Origin of the sequence: Stenotrophomonas sp. GD03819, assembly GCF_029841665.1 — a bacterium.
Lineage (GTDB): Bacteria > Pseudomonadota > Gammaproteobacteria > Xanthomonadales > Xanthomonadaceae > Stenotrophomonas > Stenotrophomonas geniculata.
The window spans coordinates 74,077-90,159 of record NZ_JAOCEW010000012.1; the positions used below are offsets into that span (position 1 = coordinate 74,077).

Annotated in this window: 17 protein-coding genes and 1 pseudogene; 6 read left to right on the forward strand and 12 right to left on the reverse strand. The window is 68.1% G+C overall.

Translation table 11 applies throughout. The features are described from left to right. Window positions 1–127 precede the first annotated feature (127 nt). The gene (locus N5D45_RS09170) at window positions 128–1,369 is read left to right on the forward strand and encodes a dipeptidase (protein ID WP_197656848.1); all 1,242 of its coding nucleotides are present in this window, start codon (window positions 128–130) and stop codon (window positions 1,367–1,369) included. A 93-nt stretch (window positions 1,370–1,462) separates the two neighbouring features. Here N5D45_RS09170 and N5D45_RS09175 read toward each other — a convergent pair whose 3' ends face one another. Together N5D45_RS09175 and N5D45_RS09180 are read right to left on the reverse strand one after the other, a co-directional pair. Beyond that, entirely contained in the window at window positions 1,463–2,890 is a 1,428-nt protein-coding gene (locus N5D45_RS09175; protein ID WP_010487453.1) for an amino acid permease, read from the reverse strand. A 175-nt stretch (window positions 2,891–3,065) separates the two neighbouring features. After that, window positions 3,066–4,061: an aldo/keto reductase gene (locus N5D45_RS09180; RefSeq protein ID WP_010487455.1), complete on the reverse strand. Its 996-nt coding sequence runs from the start codon at window positions 4,059–4,061 to the stop codon at window positions 3,066–3,068. A gap of 121 nt (window positions 4,062–4,182) precedes the next feature. Between N5D45_RS09180 and N5D45_RS09185 the strand changes: the two genes are divergently transcribed. Further along, window positions 4,183–5,085, forward strand: coding sequence for a LysR family transcriptional regulator (locus tag N5D45_RS09185; RefSeq protein WP_057503111.1), 903 nt, complete (start codon window positions 4,183–4,185; stop codon window positions 5,083–5,085). Between the two features lie 23 nt (window positions 5,086–5,108). On the opposite strand, the gene N5D45_RS09190 is transcribed toward N5D45_RS09185, so the two are convergent. The 3 genes from N5D45_RS09190 to N5D45_RS09200 are packed head-to-tail and all read right to left on the reverse strand — an operon-like array spanning window position 5,109 to window position 7,155. Next, complete coding sequence (locus tag N5D45_RS09190) at window positions 5,109–5,543, reverse strand: hypothetical protein (RefSeq protein WP_164192813.1); 435 nt, start codon at window positions 5,541–5,543, stop codon at window positions 5,109–5,111. Continuing rightward, complete coding sequence (gene leuE / locus N5D45_RS09195; protein WP_109814692.1) at window positions 5,540–6,169, reverse strand: leucine efflux protein LeuE; 630 nt, start codon at window positions 6,167–6,169, stop codon at window positions 5,540–5,542. Before leuE ends, N5D45_RS09190 begins: the two co-directional genes overlap by 4 nt. A 14-nt stretch (window positions 6,170–6,183) precedes the next feature. Continuing rightward, on the reverse strand, window positions 6,184–7,155 hold the full coding sequence (locus N5D45_RS09200) for a LysR family transcriptional regulator (protein WP_057503110.1): 972 nt from the start codon (window positions 7,153–7,155) through the stop codon (window positions 6,184–6,186). Window positions 7,156–7,246: 91 nt separating this feature from the next. Between N5D45_RS09200 and N5D45_RS09205 the strand changes: the two genes are divergently transcribed. Then, window positions 7,247–8,254: a zinc-binding alcohol dehydrogenase family protein gene (locus tag N5D45_RS09205; RefSeq protein WP_010487464.1), complete on the forward strand. Its 1,008-nt coding sequence runs from the start codon at window positions 7,247–7,249 to the stop codon at window positions 8,252–8,254. Window positions 8,255–8,415: 161 nt separating this feature from the next. Here N5D45_RS09205 and N5D45_RS09210 read toward each other — a convergent pair whose 3' ends face one another. Beyond that, window positions 8,416–9,021 carry a glutathione S-transferase N-terminal domain-containing protein gene (locus tag N5D45_RS09210; protein ID WP_279938801.1) on the reverse strand — a complete coding sequence of 202 codons (606 nt, stop codon included), beginning with the start codon at window positions 9,019–9,021 and terminating at the stop codon, window positions 8,416–8,418. A gap of 45 nt (window positions 9,022–9,066) precedes the next feature. On the opposite strand from N5D45_RS09210, the gene rmuC reads away from it, so the two are divergent. The 3 genes from rmuC to N5D45_RS09225 all read left to right on the forward strand — a co-directional run bounded on the left by rmuC (window position 9,067) and on the right by N5D45_RS09225 (window position 11,765). Continuing rightward, window positions 9,067–10,623: a DNA recombination protein RmuC gene (gene rmuC / locus N5D45_RS09215; RefSeq protein ID WP_029380156.1), complete on the forward strand. Its 1,557-nt coding sequence runs from the start codon at window positions 9,067–9,069 to the stop codon at window positions 10,621–10,623. A gap of 71 nt (window positions 10,624–10,694) precedes the next feature. Beyond that, window positions 10,695–11,093 carry a hypothetical protein gene (locus tag N5D45_RS09220; protein WP_143993790.1) on the forward strand — a complete coding sequence of 133 codons (399 nt, stop codon included), beginning with the start codon at window positions 10,695–10,697 and terminating at the stop codon, window positions 11,091–11,093. 126 nt (window positions 11,094–11,219) lie between these two features. Then, window positions 11,220–11,765 carry a glutathione peroxidase gene (locus N5D45_RS09225; RefSeq protein WP_010487473.1) on the forward strand — a complete coding sequence of 182 codons (546 nt, stop codon included), beginning with the start codon at window positions 11,220–11,222 and terminating at the stop codon, window positions 11,763–11,765. A gap of 85 nt (window positions 11,766–11,850) precedes the next feature. On the opposite strand, the gene N5D45_RS09230 is transcribed toward N5D45_RS09225, so the two are convergent. From N5D45_RS09230 to N5D45_RS09255, 6 genes and pseudogenes are all read right to left on the reverse strand, one after another. Further along, window positions 11,851–12,864 carry a VacJ family lipoprotein gene (locus tag N5D45_RS09230; protein WP_010487475.1) on the reverse strand — a complete coding sequence of 338 codons (1,014 nt, stop codon included), beginning with the start codon at window positions 12,862–12,864 and terminating at the stop codon, window positions 11,851–11,853. A gap of 1 nt (window position 12,865) precedes the next feature. Further along, a complete protein-coding gene (locus N5D45_RS09235; protein ID WP_010487477.1) occupies window positions 12,866–13,177 on the reverse strand; it encodes an STAS domain-containing protein in 312 nt (103 codons plus the stop codon). Further along, window positions 13,167–13,829 carry an ABC transporter substrate-binding protein gene (locus N5D45_RS09240; RefSeq protein WP_010487479.1) on the reverse strand — a complete coding sequence of 221 codons (663 nt, stop codon included), beginning with the start codon at window positions 13,827–13,829 and terminating at the stop codon, window positions 13,167–13,169. The genes N5D45_RS09235 and N5D45_RS09240 overlap by 11 nt, the downstream gene beginning before the upstream one ends. A 56-nt stretch (window positions 13,830–13,885) precedes the next feature. Further along, window positions 13,886–14,350 (reverse strand): annotated as a pseudogene (gene mlaD / locus N5D45_RS09245) (outer membrane lipid asymmetry maintenance protein MlaD); the annotation flags it as partial. A 59-nt stretch (window positions 14,351–14,409) separates the two neighbouring features. Continuing rightward, window positions 14,410–15,159 (reverse strand): MlaE family lipid ABC transporter permease subunit, encoded by a 750-nt coding sequence (locus tag N5D45_RS09250; protein ID WP_005414955.1) that lies wholly within the window; start codon window positions 15,157–15,159, stop codon window positions 14,410–14,412. Beyond that, window positions 15,159–15,947: an ATP-binding cassette domain-containing protein gene (locus tag N5D45_RS09255; protein ID WP_164192810.1), complete on the reverse strand. Its 789-nt coding sequence runs from the start codon at window positions 15,945–15,947 to the stop codon at window positions 15,159–15,161. The genes N5D45_RS09250 and N5D45_RS09255 overlap by 1 nt, the downstream gene beginning before the upstream one ends. Window positions 15,948–16,083 lie beyond the last annotated feature (136 nt).

Sequence of the window (16,083 nt, forward strand, 5' to 3'; positions counted from 1 at the left end):
TGTAGAGCCGAGCCCATGCTCGGCTGATCTGCCTGACAGCCTCAAGATCCGCCGGGCGTGGCCCGGCGCTACCTAATGCGCGGCCGCAGCGCTATGGTCGGGCTCTTCCCATTGCCGGTGAGAGCCCATGCCATCGTTGCGCCACCTGTCCGTCGTGCTTGCCCTGGCGCTGTGCGCGCCGCTGTCGGCTCATGCCATCGAGTTCAGCGCACAGGAACTGGTCCGCGCCAAGGCCCTGCAGCAGCGCCTGGTCACCCTCGACAGCCATCTGGATACGCCGGCCAATTTCGGCCGCAGCGGCTTCGACATCGAGCAGCGCCACGACCGCAACGCGCTCTCGCAGGTGGACTACCCGCGCATGGTCGAAGGCGCGCTGGACGGCGGTTTCTGGGCGATCTACACCGACCAGGGCGACCGCACCGCCGCCGCCCATCTGGCCGAGCGTGACCACGGCCTGCAGCGGCTGCTGGAGATCCGCGAAATGCTGGCCGCCAATCCCGAGCGCTTCGCACTGGCGCTGACCGCCGATGACGCGGCGCGGATCAAGGCTGCCGGCAAGCGCGTGGTCTACATCAGCATGGAAAATGCCAGCCCGCTGGTGGAAGACCCGAGCCTGCTGTCGTTCTATCACCGCGCCGGCCTGCGCCTGCTCAGTACCGTGCACTTCGCCAACAACGAGTTCGCCGATTCGGCCACCGATCCCAAGGGCGCGGAATGGAAAGGACTTAGCCCGGCCGGCAAGGAGCTGGTGCGGCAGGCGGTGAAGCTGGGCATCGTAATCGACCAGTCACATGCATCGGATGCGGTGTTCGACGATCTGCTGGCAATGATGCCGGTACCGTTCGTGCTGTCGCACAGCTCGGCCAAGGCGGTCTACGACCACCCGCGCAATCTCGACGACGCGCGCCTGCGCAAGCTGGCCAAGGCCGGCGGCGTGATCCAGGTGAATGCCTATGGCGGTTACCTGATCGACACCGCAAAGACGCCCGAGCGCAAGCAGGCCGAGGAAGCGCTGAGCAAACAGCTGGGTGGCTGGGAAGGCATGGGCATCGAACAGGGCGTTGCCCTGCTGAAGGCCGAGCAGGCGCTGGACCACGAGCATCCAGTGCGCCATGCCAGCCTGGACGATTTCTTCGCCCACTTCGAGCACATCCTCAAGGTGGTCGGCCCCGAGCACGTGGGCATTGGCCTGGACTGGGATGGCGGCGGCGGCCTGAGTGACCTGCCCGATGTCAGCCAGCTGCCGAAGATCACCGCGTGGCTGCTGCGCAAGGGCTATACCGAGAAGCAGATTGCCGGCATCTGGGGCGGCAACCTGCTGCGGGTGATGCGCCAGGCGCAGGAGTACGCCGCAAAGCAGGGCGGTTGAAACGCCCTGCGGTAGTGCCGGCCGCTGGCCGGCATTGCCCCTATCAACAGGATGCGGGTTGCCGGCCAGCGGCCGGTACTACCGGTGATCCGTCTATTTCGCGATCAGCGCGTGGCGACGGCTGTACAGGAAGTACAGCACCAGGCCGGCCACGTTCCACAGCAGGAAGTACAGCTGGGTGGTATGCGGCAGGCTGATGAACAGGTAGATGCAGCCCAGCGCGGCCAGCGGGCCGACCACGAAGGCCAGCGGCGTACGGAACGTACGTTCGCGGTTGGGCTCGCGCAGGCGCAGCACCACCAGGCAGATGCCTACCGCAGTGAACGCGGCCAGGGTACCGGCGTTGGCCAGTGCGGCGATCTCGTCCAGGCGGGCGACACCGGCCAGCGCCGACACCACCACCGCAGTGAACAGCGTGGTCGCCACCGGCGTGCCGGTACGTGCATTCACCTTGGACAGGCGACGCGGCAGCAGGCCATCGCGGCTCATCACGAAGAAGATGCGGCTCTGGCCGTACAGGAAGGCCAACAGCACGGTCGGCAGGGCGATGATCGCGATCACGCCGATCACCATCGCCGCGGTCGGATGGCCCAGCTGGCGCATGATCAGGGCCAGCGGCTCGGCGCTGTGGCCGAACACCGCGTAGCTCATCGCACCCACGGCGGCCAGCGCCACCAGCACGTAGACGATGGTGCAGCCGATCATCGAACCGATGATGCCGATCGACAGGTCGCGGCCCGGGTTCTTGGTTTCCTCGGCGGCGGTGGAGATCGCATCGAAGCCGTAGAAGGCGAAGAAGATGATGGCCGCTGCCGCCATCACGCCGTGCTCGACGCCATCAGGGCCCATCGACTTGGCGAAACCGTAGGGCATGAACGGCTGCAGGTTGGCGCTGTCGAACGCAGGCAGGGCCACGGCCACGAAGATGGCCAGCGCGATCAGTTTGAACACGACCAGGATGGCGTTGAGCGTCGCGCTCTCCTTGGTGCCGGCCATCAGCATGCCGGCCACCAGCCAGGTGATGATGATCGCCGGCAGATTGATCATGCCGCCTTCCACATGCGGGCCGGCCGCCAGCCAGGCCGGCAGGTGCACGTTCCAGCCGAACTGGGTATGGACCCATTCGAGGAAGCCGACGAAGTAGCCGGACCAGCCCACCGCCACCGTACTCACCACCAGCGAGTACTCCAGGATCAGGCTCCAGCCCACCACCCAGGCAAACACCTCGCCCAGCGCGCTGTAGCTGTAGGTGTAGGCACTGCCGGCGGCCGGCATCATCGTCGACAGCTCGGCGTAGGACAGCGCCGCACAGGCGCAGACCGCACCGGCGATGGCGAAGGAGATCAGCACGGCCGGGCCGGCCAGGTTGGCACCCACGCCGATCAGCGTATAGATGCCGGTACCGACGATGGCGCCGATGCCCAGCGCGATCAGGTGCGGCCAGCTGAGCGTGGGGATCAGGCGCCTGCCGGCTTCGTGGACGGTGACGGAATCTAGGGACTTGCGCCGGAACAGGGACATGCAGGCCTCGGAAGGGGTGACTAAGAACGACAAGTTCCCGAGTGTGACCGAACGCAGCGCAGCATTACCACTGACGGGGGTCATGCAGGGCGAGGCGCGCGCTGCGCCCCGGCCAGACTGCCGGAATCGGCACAATCCGGCGGCAGCCACCGGTGTGCATTGGTCCCGGCCGCTGCTACGACTGGATGTTGGCCATGCCGCTGACCGAATAGCGCTCACCGGCCGCGGCATGCGGCGGGAAGGCCGCATCCAGTGCGTCCAGCGTGGCCGCATCCAGTTCCACCTGCAGCGCACCGAGGTTCTCGTCCAGCCGTACCCGCCGCGTCGTGCCCGGAATCGGCACGATGTGCTCGCCGCGCGACAGCACCCAGGCCAGCGCCAGCTGCGAGGCGGCGATGCCGCGCTCGGCGGCCAGCGTCTGTACGGTGTCCACCAGTGCAAGGTTGCGCTGGAAGTTTTCGCCTTCGAAGCGGGGCGAGGTGCGCCGGTAATCGTCGGCGTCGAAGTCGTCCGGGCTGCGGATGGCGCCGGTCAGGAAGCCACGGCCCAGCGGCGAATACGGCACGAAGCCGATGCCCAGTTCCGCCGTGGTGGCCAGCACTCCGTTCTGCTCCGGATCACGCGACCACAGCGAGTACTCGCTCTGCACCGCCGTGATCGGGTGGACCGCATGGGCACGGCGGAGGGTGGCCGCCGAGGCCTCGGACAGGCCCAGCCAGCGCACCTTGCCCTGTTCCACCAGGCGTGCCATCGCACCTACGGTGTCCTCGATCGGCACGGTCGGGTCGACGCGGTGCTGGTAGTACAGGTCGATATGGTCCACGCCCAGGCGGCGCAGGCTGGCCTCGCAGGCGGCCTGCACATAGTCCGGGTGGCCGTTGACCGGCCGCCCCTTCGGGTCGGTCGGGTCCAGGCCGATACCGAACTTGCTGGCCAGGAACACCTGGTTGCGGCGGCCGGCAATCGCGCGGCCGACCAGCACCTCGTTGGTGTGCGGGCCATACACATCGGCGGTGTCGAGCAGGGTCACGCCCCGGTCCAGCGCGTGCCGGATGACGGCAATGCCGTCATCGTCACTGCCGCGGCCGCCGTAGTAGGCGCTCATGCCCATGCAGCCCAGGCCAAGGGTGGACACGGTGGGGCCGGCGCGGCCGAGAGTACGGGTCTTCATGCGGATCTCCTTGGGGAAGGTGCCACGCCTGGAGGGGCAGTGGCGAGGGGCACAGCATCCTCCACGTCATCATGTGGATAAACTGCGTTCCATCGGACTTACCTTGAAGACTGGCTTCACAATGGATGCCTCCGTCCCCCTCACCGCTGTGGTCGCCTTCGTCCACGTGGCCGAGCACGCCAGCTTTACCCGCGCCGCCGATGCCCTGGGCGTGTCGACCTCGGCGCTGTCACAGAGCGTGCGCGCGCTGGAAGCGCGGATGGGCGTGCGCCTGCTGCAGCGGACCACACGGCGGGTCAGCCTGACCGAACACGGCGCGCGCTTCCTGCAGCGCGTGCGCGGCGGCCTGGACCAGATCGACCAGGCCTTTGCCGAACTGGACAGCGCGCGCTCGGTGCCTGCCGGGCGGCTGCGTGTGACCCTGCCGCGCATCGTCGCCGATCGCATGGTCCTGCCGCGGCTGCCCGATTTCCTTGCGCGCTACCCGCAGGTGCAGGTGGAACTGTGCGTCGACCCGGCGCTGACCGATCTGGTGGCCGAGGGCTTCGACGCCGGCATCCGCCTCGGCGAATCACTCGCACAGGGCATGATCGCGGTGCCGGTCGGGCCACCTGAGCGCCAGGTGGTGGTGGCCACGCCGGCCTATTTCGAACGCCATGGCGTGCCGCAGACCCCGCATGACCTGCAGCGCCATGCCTGCATCGTGCACCGCCTGGCCAATGGCCGGCTGATGCCCTGGGAGTTCAGCCGCGAAGGCCACGACCTGGACGTGGAAGTGAGCGGGCGGCTGGTGTTCAACGATGCCGGCGTCGCCCATCACGCTGTGCTGGCGGGGCTGGGCATGGCCCAAGGCTTCGCTTCGCTGATGGCCGACGACATCGCCGCTGGGCGACTGCAGAGCGTGCTGCAGGACTGGCAGCCGCCGTTCCCCGGCTTCCACCTGTACTACCCCGCGCGTGAGCAGATGGCGCCCAAGCTGCGGGTGTTCATCGATCACCTGCGCGCGGAGATGCACGACCGGTAGATGCCAACCTTGGTTGGCATGCTTCAATCGACCACGCGCGCCGCTACGCCTCCCGGCCAATGGCAGCCATCCTCGTGCCACGCCTCGACGTCCTCGTTGAACTCGATACGTCGCCCGTCGCGGGCGCGCTCGTAGCTGAAACCGTAGACGTGCGCGCCCTGGGTGCTCAGGTAGTAGCGCCCATTGAGGCGGCCACCGATGCGTTCTTCCCAGACGCTGTCGAACTGGTACGGGCGGTCTTCGGCCAGCACCGTCGTTTCCTGCGACACCTGTTGCAGTTGCAGGCGGCCTCGCTGCCCGACGTACTGCACGTCGGCGCTGCCATCGTCCAGCCAGCGCCACAGCAGGTGGATGCCGTCGTTGCGGCCCCCGGTGAGGCAGCGATGGTCCTGCACGCTGGCCGCTGCGGTGTCGGCCAGAAGCCCGATGAACACCAGCACCAGCAGCCGCCGGATCATCCGTTCAGCCCCAACCGGATGCCGAACCCCACCAGGAACAGGCCGGCCACGCGGCGCAGCGCATCGCTGATCCGCGGGTGCTGGATCAACCGGCGACGGGCCAGGTTGCCCACACCGATCAGCATCGAGCAGTAGCCGATGCTGACCACCAGGATGATGCCGGCCAGTGCCGCGAAGGTGGCGATGCCCTGGTGTGCCTTCGGATCGATGAACAACGGCAGGAAGGCCATGTAGAACAGGATCGCCTTCGGGTTGAGCAGGCTGACCAGGATCGCCTGCTGGAAGTAGCGGCCCGGCTGCATGCGGATCGGGCCGGCGTCACCACCCTCGTGTTTCGGCGTGCGCAGCAGGCTGATGCCCACCCACACCAGGTAGGCCGCACCCAGGTACTGCACGGCGTGGAACACCAGTGGGTTGGCCTTCAGCAGTGCGGCCACACCGGCCAGCGCCAGCCACATCAGGATCTGGTCGCCGACCAGCAGGCCGGCCAGCGCGATGTAGCCGCCACGCACGCCGCCCCGGCCGGTGGCGGTCAGCAGGGTGAAGGTGCCGGGGCCGGGCAGGGCGAGAAACACCAGCACAGCGACCAGAAACGTCCACAGGTCCTGGATGCCCATCCACGGCATGGCGGCGTTCTCTCTTACGGGGGGCCGCCATTGTCGGCCAGTGCTGCACTTGGCGACAGGGGGCTGGCGAGGCCATCGGGCATGCCAGACAGCAGCGGTTGCAGGTGCTGGCGCAGCTGCGCATGCAGTTGCCGTACCGCTGGCGAGAACTGCTTGCGGTGCGGGCATACCAGCTGCAGCGGGATGCTGCTGCCAACACCGTCCAGCAGCAGCTGCAGGCGCCCGGCCAGCACGTCCTCGCGCAGGTCCAGCCAGGACTTGTAGGTGATGCCTTCGCCGGCCACCGCCCAGCGTCGCACTACATCGGCGTCGTCGCAGACCAGCGGACCGCGCACCGGAATCACGCTGCGGCGCCCGTCGACCTCGAACGACCAGCGATCGTAGGCGCGGCCACTGAGCTGGTAGACCAGGCAATCGTGCTCACGCAGCTCGTCCAGGCGGGTGGGCGTACCGCGCCGCTGCAGGTAGCCGGGCGAGGCCGCGAGTACGCGCCGGTTGCCTTCCAGCAGGGGCAGGGCGACGTAGTTGGCGTCGTCGAAGTGGCCGATGCGGATGGCCACGTCGACCGGGTCGCGGAACACATCAGCCACTTCGTCGGACAGGCGCAGGTGCAGGCGCAGCCGCGGGTGCGCGGCTCGGAAGGCGCTCAGCCAGGGCAGCAGCAGGTTGCGGCCGAGGTCCGAGGGCGCCGACAGCTGCAGGGTGCCGTGCAGCTCGGTGTCCTCGCCCTGCACGCGCGCCTGGCCCTCGCGCAGGGTGGCCAGCACCTCCTGCGCGTACGGCAGGTACAGCGCGCCCTCGCCGGTCAGGCGCAGGCTGCGGGTGGTGCGCACGAACAGGCGCAGGTCCAGCTCGCGTTCCAGCCGCGCCACGGCAGCAGCGACCTGGCCGGGTAGCAGATCAGCCTCGCGGGCGGCCTGCGAGAAGCTGCCCAGCGCGGCCGTGCGGACGAACAACTGCAGGTCATCGAAGCGGATCATCTTCATTGCCGGAGTGAAAGTGCTGCCTGATTCTGCGCCTTTCTGAGCGGCCATGCGCGGCGCAACCTGTCCACTCCTTCCCCACTGGACCGCTGCCATGCGCGCCATTGCCTACACCCACGCCGGCCTGCCGATCGACGACGCCCGGGCCCTGATCGACATCGAACTGGAACTGCCGCAGCCCGGCCCGCGCGACCTGCGGGTGGCGGTGCGTGCCGTGGCGGTGAACCCGGTCGACACCAAGGTCCGCCGCGGCGTGGCCACCGACGGCCCGCGCGTGCTGGGCTGGGATGCGGTCGGCATCGTCGATGCGGTGGGCAGCGAGGTGACCCTGTTCCAGCCTGGCGATGCGGTCTACTACGCGGGCGTGATCGACCGGCCGGGCAGCAATGCCGAATACCAGCTGGTGGACGAGCGCAGCGTCGGCCGCAAGCCGGCCAGTCTCGACGATGCGGCCGCCGCAGCGTTGCCGCTGACCGCGATCACCGCCTGGGAGCTGCTGTTCGACCGTCTGCGTATTCCCGAGGGCGGTGGCGAGGGCCAGGCCCTGCTGGTGATCGGTGCTGCCGGTGGTGTCGGTTCGATCCTGGTGCAGCTGGCGCGGAAGCTGACCAAGCTGACCGTGATCGGCACCGCTTCGCGTCCGGATACCCAGGACTGGGTCTACGCGATGGGCGCGCACCACGTGATCGACCACAGCCTGCCGCTGGCCGAGGGCCTGGCACGGCTCGGCATCAGCGAGGTGCAGCACGTGGCCAGCCTGACCCACTCCGACCAGCACTACGCGCAGATCGTGGAGCTGCTGGCGCCGCAGGGCCAGCTCGGCCTGATCGATGACCCGGGCCAGGTGGATGTGATGGCGCTCAAGCGCAAGGCGCTGTCACTGCACTGGGAATCGATGTTCACCCGGCCGCTGTACCGCACCGCCGACATGCAGCGCCAGCACGATCTGTTGAACCGGGTGGCCGAGCTGATCGACACGGGCGTGCTGCAGACCACCCTGGGCGAGCATTTCGGACGCATCGACGCAGCCAACCTGCGCCGTGCCCATGCGCTGCTGGAGAGCCATCGCGCCAAGGGCAAGATCGTGCTGGAAGGCTGGTAGGAGCAGACGCTGTCTGTAGAGCCGGGCCCACGCTCGGCTGCCGTTCGCGCGTGGGCGTCAGCCGAGCATAGGCTCGGCTCTACGGAGCTTCATCCACGCATGGCGTGGATCAGCCGTGTCGACCAGGGGCGACACCTACCAACAGCTGCGGGAACCACGGCTCACGCCACGCCGTTGTCGACGTGTTCGGCGAAACCGGGCTGCTCTCGCAGGCGCTCGAACCATGCGACGAGGTGGGGCAGCGCGGGCTTGCTGCCCGGCGTGCTGCGCCAGCGTTGGGTCGACAGCCCCAGCACGATATCTGCAAGGGTGAAGGTGCTGCCTGCCACGTAGGCATCGGTGGCGGCCAGCTGGGCTTCAAGCACACCCATCAGCCGGTTCCACTGCGCCAGGCTGGCCTCGGCGCGGGCATCGTCCGGGTAGTCCCGATGCTGGCGTACGCGCGCCATGAACACGTGGCGCCAGGCGCTGTTGAGGTCGCTGGCCTGCCAGTCCATCCACTGCTCCACCCGGGCCCGGTCCTTCGCTGCAGGTGGCAGCAGATCCTCGCGACCGGCGCGTGCGGCCAGGTAGCGGCAGATGCTGTTGGATTCCCACAGCACGAAGTCGCCATCGCGCAGCACCGGCACCTGCCGGTTGGGGTTCAGCGCGGCCAGCAGGTCCGGCGGGGGGGCCGGTTCGTGGTGCAGGGGCAAGTCCAGACCGGCGCACAGCCACAGCACCTTGCGCACATTGATGGAGGTGGGCTTTCCGTACAGAGCGAGCATGGTCCTGACGCAGCAGCTGAGACTCGGCCAGCCTACACTTGCCCCATGCAAACCGAATATCTGCTCATTGGCGGTCTTCTATTGGCCGTGCTCATCCTGCAGCTGGTCGCCCTGCTGCGCCGCCCGCCGCACGACCGCCTGGAGCAGGCGGTGCGGGAGGAGGCGCGCGCCGGGCGCAGCGAACTGCGCGAACAGCTCGATGGCTTCGCCCGCGCGCTGACCGATCTGTCCACCCGCACCGACCAGCGCCTGGACCTGCTGCGCGAAGCGCTGGGCGAAGATGCCCGCAAGGCGCGCGCCGAAGCGGCCGAGAGCCAGCAGAGGGGCGCGGCGTTGATGGGACAGCGGCTGCAGGAACTGCGGGGCCAGCTGGAGACCTTCGGCCAGCAGCAGGAAGCGCGCATCCATGCGTTTGGCCAGCAGCTGCAGGAGCTCACCGGGCGTACCGATACCCAGCTCGGCGCGCTGCGCCAGACCCTGGTGGACGATGCACGCAAGGGCCGCGAGGAGGGCGCGCAGTCGCAGCAGCGCCTGACCGAAAGCCTTGGCCTGCGCCTGCAGGAACTGACCCAGCGCAACGAGCAGCGCATCGCCGAGATGCGCACGACGCTGGAAGAACAGCTGCGCGCGCTGCAGAACGACAACGCGCAGAAGCTGGAGCAGATGCGCCACACCGTGGACGAGAAGCTGCAGTCCACGCTGGAAACGCGGCTGGGCAATTCCTTCAAGCTGGTCTCCGAGCGCCTGGAACAGGTGCAGCGTGGCCTCGGCGAAATGCAGCAGCTGGCCACCGGCGTCGGCGACCTCAAGCGCGTGCTGACCAACGTCAAGAACCGTGGCAGCTGGGGTGAAGTACAGCTGGAGAACATCCTCGAGCAGACGCTCACCCAGGAGCAGTACGCGCGTGCGGTGAAGGTGCGCCCGGATAGTGGCGAGATGGTCGATATCGCCGTGCGCCTGCCGGGCCGCAGCAGCGACGACACGCCGGTGTGGCTGCCGATCGACTCCAAGTTCCCGCGCGAGGACTACGAGCGCCTGCTGGACGCGCAGGAACAGGGAGACGCCGAGGGTGTGCGCCTGCAGGGCATCCAGCTTGAACGCGCGGTGCGCGTGCAGGCCAAGTCGATCTGCGACAAGTACATCGCGCCGCCGCACACCACCGACTTCGCGGTGATGTTCCTGCCCACCGAGGGCCTGTATGCCGAAGTGATCCGGCGCCCGGGCCTGGTCGACCTGCTGCAGCGCGAGCACCGCGTGGTGGTGGCCGGCCCGACCACGGTCACCGCGCTGCTCAACAGCCTGCAGATGGGCTTCCGCACGCTGGCCATCGAGCAGCGTTCCAGCGAGGTGTGGAGCCTGCTGGGTGCGGTGAAGAGCGAGTTCGGCAAGTTCGCCGGCATCCTCGAAAAGGCCGAGAAGCAGATCACCACGGTGGGTCGCAGCATCGGCGAGGCCAGCCGCAAGACCCGCACCATCGAACGGCGCCTGCGTGGCGTGGAGTCGCTGGCGTCCGAACAGGCACAGTCGTTGCTCGGCGATCTGGCCGAGGGTGATGCGGCCGCCGAGGACGAGGGCAGTGAAGGCGACGGCGACGAGGCCTGAGCCACGCTGACACGCCGCCTGCATCGCCGATGCGTATGCTGGCGGCCTGTCCGCTTCGATCAGGTATCGTCATGCGCCTGCGCCGCTTCACCAGCCTAGTCCTGACCGCGCTGCTTGCCGCCTGCAGCAGCACACCACCGGCTGCCGATACGGCGGCGGCATCCGCCGCAGCCACCAGCCCCGAAGCGGCCGAGGCGTACCGCGAAGCGCGCGACGTCGACTGCCAGGCCGCTGGCGGCACCCTGCAGCGGCTGGGCCGGCTGCAGCGCGAACAGTGCGTGATTCCTTACGCCGACGCCGGCAAGGCCTGCAGCCGCAAGAGCGACTGCATGGGCCAGTGCCTGGCCGGCAGCGAGGTGACTGTCGGCAGCGTCGCCACCGGGACCTGCCAGCGCGATGTGCGCCAGAACTTCGGATGCCGCCAGCGCATTGATGAGGGCAAGGCGCAGGGCATGATCTGCGTGGATTGAATCCTGCCTGTAGAGCCGAGCCCACGCTCGGCTGCTCTGGCATCAGCCGAGCGTGGGCTCGGCTCTACAACCGCGCGCGCGGCGCTATGCTGGTGGGCCATTCCCCGCTGTTGCCGGAGCCCCCGCGTGAGCACCCCGATCCAGGACATTTCCCTCACCACCATCGACGGCCAGCCGTCCTCGCTTGCCGACTACCAGGGCAAGGTGCTGCTGCTGGTCAACGTCGCCTCCAAGTGCGGCCTCACTCCGCAGTACGAAGGCCTGCAGGCGCTGTATGCGGAAAAGCACGCGCAGGGCCTGGAAGTGCTGGGCTTCCCCGCCAACAACTTCCTCGGCCAGGAGCCGGGCAGCGAGGCGGAGATCCAGCAGTTCTGCCAGCTCACCTACGACGTCAGTTTCCCGATGTTCTCCAAGATCAGCGTGGCCGGTGATGACACCCACCCGCTGTACCAGCAGCTGACCGCCGCCCAGCCGCAGTCGATCGGCGAAGGCCCGCTGCGTGAGCGCCTGGCGAGCAAGGAGATTCCGATCCACGCAGCACCGGCGGTGCTGTGGAACTTCGAGAAGTTCCTGGTTGGCCGCGACGGCAAGGTCATCGCGCGCTTCGCCCCGGACGTGGCTGCCGATGACGCACGCCTGCGCGAAGCCATCGAGGCCGCGCTGGCGGCCTGAGGAAAGCGTGCCAACCAGGGTTGGCACCTACCGGAAAAGAAAAACCCCGCCGAGGCGGGGTTTTTTAATGCACGGGCTGCAGCGATCAGTTGCTCCAGTTCGGCATCGGCATGGCATCGACCGGGATCGGCGAATTGGCATCGTCGTGGCCACGGTCGCGCTTGCTGCGCAGATCGTTCTCGATCTGGTAGTTGCGGCGCTGCATCCACGCATCGCGTACCAGCGAGTACTCGTCCACGGCGGTGTCACGCAGGTTGTCGATCGCCAGCAGCTGCGCGCGGGTATCGACCAGCTGCAGGCCCTGCAGGCCGATGCGGATCTTGTCCTCTTCGATACGGCGGATCGGCGACAGCGGAATGTCACCGGCCAGGCCAAACACATCACGCACGGTACGCGGGCCGAAGAACGGCAGTTCCACGTAGCGCGAACGACGCCAGCCCCAGGCACCCAGGGTCTGGCCGAAGTCCTCATTGCGACGCGGTACCATCGCCTTGCTGGCCGGATCGAACAGGCCGCCGATACCCAGCGTGCTGTTCATCAGGAAGCGGCCGAGGCTGTCCCACGCATCGGCGCCGCGGCCCTGCAGCAGCTGGTTGGTGATGGTCACCGGTGCGCGCAGGTTGCTGAAGAAGTTGCTGACGCCGGTGCGGGCGAAGCGTGGCACCACGTGGGTGTAGGCCGTGGCCAGCGGGCGCGCGATGCCGCGGTCAACCGCGTTGTTGAAGGTGTGCACCTTGCGGTTGAACGGTTCCCACGGATCGTAGGCCGCCGCGCTGCCGGTGTTGCCGGCACCACCATAGAGGGCATCGAAGTCGTCATCACCACCGGGGGCGGTCGCCGCTGCGGCCCTGGCCGCATCGGTGTCGGCGCTGCGGGCCGGTGCGGATGGTGGCGTGGCCGGTGCAGGTGCGGCAACCACGGCTGCGGCCGGCGCGGCATCGACCGTAGCGGCATCGGCGGTGGGGGCGGAGGCCTCGGCGATGGTGCTGGCCGGGACCACGGTGCTGGCTGCCGGTGCATCGCTGCGTGCGGGCTTGCCGGCGCAGGCGGTCAGGGCGGTGGCCAGGACGATCAGGGGGAAAGTGCGTACGACGTTCATGTCAGCTCGCAGCAGAAGTAGCGTTGAAATCCAGGTCGGGCGACAGCCGGTAGGCTGCGCTCAGCTCGTTGTAGCCGGCCGGCGCGCCGGAGACTGCCAGCGGGTGACCGCTCTTGCGCGCGCGTGAGGCAAGTTCGGCCAGCAGCGCCAGGCCGGCGCTGTCCACGCGTTCGACCTCACCCAGCTCCAGCCGTGACAGCTTCGCCGGCAGGGCCTGCAGCTGCGGCCACAGCGCGATCACCGCGGCACGGTCGAGCACCCCGCGCAGGCGCAGGGTGTCGCCTTCCAGCAGCGCCAGTGCGTTACTTGCCATTGCCCGCGGGCCCGGCCTGCATGCTGCCGCTGTGCAGTTCGTTGGCCACCTGCTTGATGCCCTTCTGGCGCAGCGGGGTATCGAACTGGTTGCGGAAGGTCTGCACGTAGGAAATGCCTTCGATGTTGACGTCGAAGATCTTCCACTGGCCATTCACGTTGCGCATCCAGTACTCGACCGGGGTCGGCTCGTTGCCGGCACGCACCAGTTCGGTGCTCACGCGCACGCCACGATTGCCCGGCAGCGGGCTTTCACCCTTCAGGCGGAAGCTCGGCTTGCCCTGGATGTTGAGCAGGGTCGAGCCGTAGCGCTGCATCAGGCTGTCGGCCATGGCATCGGCAAACAGCTTGATGTCGGCGTCGGAGGCGCCGCGGGCGTGCGGGCCCAGCACCAGGCGCGCGGCGTAGTCGCGGTCGAAGGTGCGGGTCAGCTCGCTGTCAATGTAGCTGCGCAGGCTGGCCGGGTTGCTGGTGAACTCGCTCTTGCGCTGCTGCAGCGTGGACAGGATGCGGCTGCTGGCATCGATCACCACCTTGCCGGCCTGGCTCTGCGTTGCGGCAGCGGCAGGCGCGGCGGCCTGGGCCTGGGCCAGGAACGGGGTGGCCGCCAGCAGCGCCGAGGCGAGCAGGGCCGGGATCAGTTTCATCTTCATGGTTGCGGTTCCGTTGCAGGCGCCTGCGCGCCATCGTTGGGCTTCTGAGCAGCGCCGCCACCGGCGCCGCCACTGAACATGTACTTGCCGACCAGCTGGATCAGGTCCACTGCCGGCTGGGTGAAGACGATCTCGTCGCCGGCCTTCAGCACGTCCGGATCACCGCCCGGCTGCAGACCGATATAGCTCTCGCCGAGCAAACCACTGGTGAAGATGCCGGCCGAGGTGTCTGCCGGCAGGTCCTTGACCTTGCTGTCCATGCGCAGGGTCACGATGGACTCGAACTTCACCGGGTCCAGGTCGATCGACGCGACCTGGCCGACGGTGACGCCGCCGATCTTCACCGGCGCCTGCTTGCGCAGCTGGCCGACCTGGGAGAAGCGCGCCTTCAGGTCATAGCCTTCACTGCCCCAGCTCCAGCGCTGGTTGGTCGAGGCCACGGCCAGCACCATCAGCGAGGCCAGGGCCAGCAGCAGGAAAGCGCCGACGGAGAATTCGAGTCTGGGACCGCGGATGGCCATGTGGATTACCTGATCGAGTCGTGGTGGCCGCGCGCGCCTGCGCACCGCCGGTGGAGGGGTTAGGTGAACAACATTGCCGACAGCACGAAGTTGAACATCAGTACCAGCAGCGAGGCGTTGACCACCGCACGGGTGGTCGCCACCGACGTGCCTTCAATGGTCGGCTCGGCATGGAAACCAACGTAGGCAGCGACCAGCGCGGCAGTGCCGCCAAAGATCGCCGACTTCAGCATTGCCACGCCGAAGTCGTCCCAGAAGTCCACGCTGTTGCGCAGCGCCGACCAGAACACGCCGTTGTCCAGGCCCAGCACGTGCACGGCTTCGAAGTAGCTGGCGCTGATCGCCAGCGAACAGAAGATGCCGGTCAGCAACGGCACAGTCAGCACCGCCGCCCAGAAGCGCGGCGCCACCGCCTTGGCTACCGGATCGATCGCCATCAGCTCCAGCGCCTTGATCTGGTCGGTGGCACGCATCAGGCCCAGTTCGGCGGCGATCGAACTGCCGGCGCGGCCGATGAACAGCAACGCGGTCAGCACCGGTGCCAGCTCGCGGTACAGCGAAAGGCCGAGCAGGGTCGACAGCGCGTCGGCCGCACCGAAGGTGGTCAGCGTGCGGTAGCCCTGCAGGGTCAGCACCAGGCCGACGAAGGCACCGCCGACGGCGATGATCGGCAGCGAGCGCGCGCCGATCTTGTAGATCTCGCGGGTCAGCTCGGCCAGGAAATCACGCGTGGGCAGCGAACCGCGCAGCACGGTCAGAGAGAACAGGCCGGCGCGGCCAAGCGAGCGGGTGGCTTGGACGAACGGCATCAGGCAACCCTCGCGCGTGGCGCGGCATCGAACGGAATCGGGCCATCCGGCTGGCCGTGCAGGAACTGCCGCAGCAGCGGGTCCTGGCTGGACTGCAGTGCCTCGGGCGTGCCCTGGAACACGATGCCGCCATTGGCGATCGCGATCACCTGGTCGCAGATCGGCAGGGTCTCGTGCACGTGGTGGCTGACGATGATGCTGGTCAGGCCCAGGCTGTGGTTGAGGCGCTGGATCAGGCTCATGATCACCCCCGAGGCGATCGGGTCCAGCCCGGTCAGCGGCTCGTCGTAGATCATCAGCGGCGGGTCCAGCGCCAGTGCACGGGCCAGCGCCACACGGCGCGCCATGCCACCGGACAGCTCGCGCGGCCAGGCATCGGCGGCGGCCAGCAGACCCACCGCATGCAGCTTCATCTGCACCAGCCGGCGCAGCACGGCGGTCGGCAGGCGGGTGTGCGTACGCAGCGGCAGGGCGACGTTCTCGGCCACGGTGAGGTCGGTCAGCAGGCCGTTGCCCTGCAGCAGCACGCCCACGCTCTTGCGCATTTCCAGCAGCGCGCCGCTGTCATGCGGGATCGGCTTGCCGAACAGGGTGACCTCGCCGGCGACCGGGCGCAGTTCGCCGGTCAGCGCCGCCAGCAGGGTCGACTTGCCGCTGCCGGACGGACCGAGCACCGCGGTGATGCTGCCCTCGGGCACCTGCAGCGACACGTCGCGCAGGATCGTGCGTCCGCTCCGGTCGATGCGGACGTTGGATAACTGCACCAGACTGGAGGTGGAAGCCGACATGGGCACCATTAACGTTTTTTAGACATCGAAGGATCGGGCCCGTCGGCTGAACATAAGCAGACTGGACGGTCCAGTATTGTTGCACGGCAAGGCCTCGCGCAGGCCGGGACAATCACCCGGCAGCCCGGAACAATCC

Bases quoted from the DNA above. Each gene is read 5' to 3' on its own strand.
- N5D45_RS09170 (WP_197656848.1), top strand. From the start codon at position 128: ATGCCATCGTTGCGCCACCTGTCCGTCGTGCTTGCCCTGGCGCTGTGC.
- N5D45_RS09175 (WP_010487453.1), bottom strand. From the start codon at position 2,890: ATGTCCCTGTTCCGGCGCAAGTCCCTAGATTCCGTCACCGTCCACGAA.
- N5D45_RS09180 (WP_010487455.1), bottom strand. From the start codon at position 4,061: ATGAAGACCCGTACTCTCGGCCGCGCCGGCCCCACCGTGTCCACCCTT.
- N5D45_RS09185 (WP_057503111.1), top strand. From the start codon at position 4,183: ATGGATGCCTCCGTCCCCCTCACCGCTGTGGTCGCCTTCGTCCACGTG.
- N5D45_RS09190 (WP_164192813.1), bottom strand. From the start codon at position 5,543: ATGATCCGGCGGCTGCTGGTGCTGGTGTTCATCGGGCTTCTGGCCGAC.
- leuE (WP_109814692.1), bottom strand. From the start codon at position 6,169: ATGCCGTGGATGGGCATCCAGGACCTGTGGACGTTTCTGGTCGCTGTG.
- N5D45_RS09200 (WP_057503110.1), bottom strand. From the start codon at position 7,155: ATGAAGATGATCCGCTTCGATGACCTGCAGTTGTTCGTCCGCACGGCC.
- N5D45_RS09205 (WP_010487464.1), top strand. From the start codon at position 7,247: ATGCGCGCCATTGCCTACACCCACGCCGGCCTGCCGATCGACGACGCC.
- N5D45_RS09210 (WP_279938801.1), bottom strand. From the start codon at position 9,021: ATGCTCGCTCTGTACGGAAAGCCCACCTCCATCAATGTGCGCAAGGTG.
- rmuC (WP_029380156.1), top strand. From the start codon at position 9,067: ATGCAAACCGAATATCTGCTCATTGGCGGTCTTCTATTGGCCGTGCTC.
- N5D45_RS09220 (WP_143993790.1), top strand. From the start codon at position 10,695: ATGCGCCTGCGCCGCTTCACCAGCCTAGTCCTGACCGCGCTGCTTGCC.
- N5D45_RS09230 (WP_010487475.1), bottom strand. From the start codon at position 12,864: ATGAACGTCGTACGCACTTTCCCCCTGATCGTCCTGGCCACCGCCCTG.
- N5D45_RS09235 (WP_010487477.1), bottom strand. From the start codon at position 13,177: ATGGCAAGTAACGCACTGGCGCTGCTGGAAGGCGACACCCTGCGCCTG.
- N5D45_RS09240 (WP_010487479.1), bottom strand. From the start codon at position 13,829: ATGAAGATGAAACTGATCCCGGCCCTGCTCGCCTCGGCGCTGCTGGCG.
- N5D45_RS09250 (WP_005414955.1), bottom strand. From the start codon at position 15,159: ATGCCGTTCGTCCAAGCCACCCGCTCGCTTGGCCGCGCCGGCCTGTTC.
- N5D45_RS09255 (WP_164192810.1), bottom strand. From the start codon at position 15,947: ATGTCGGCTTCCACCTCCAGTCTGGTGCAGTTATCCAACGTCCGCATC.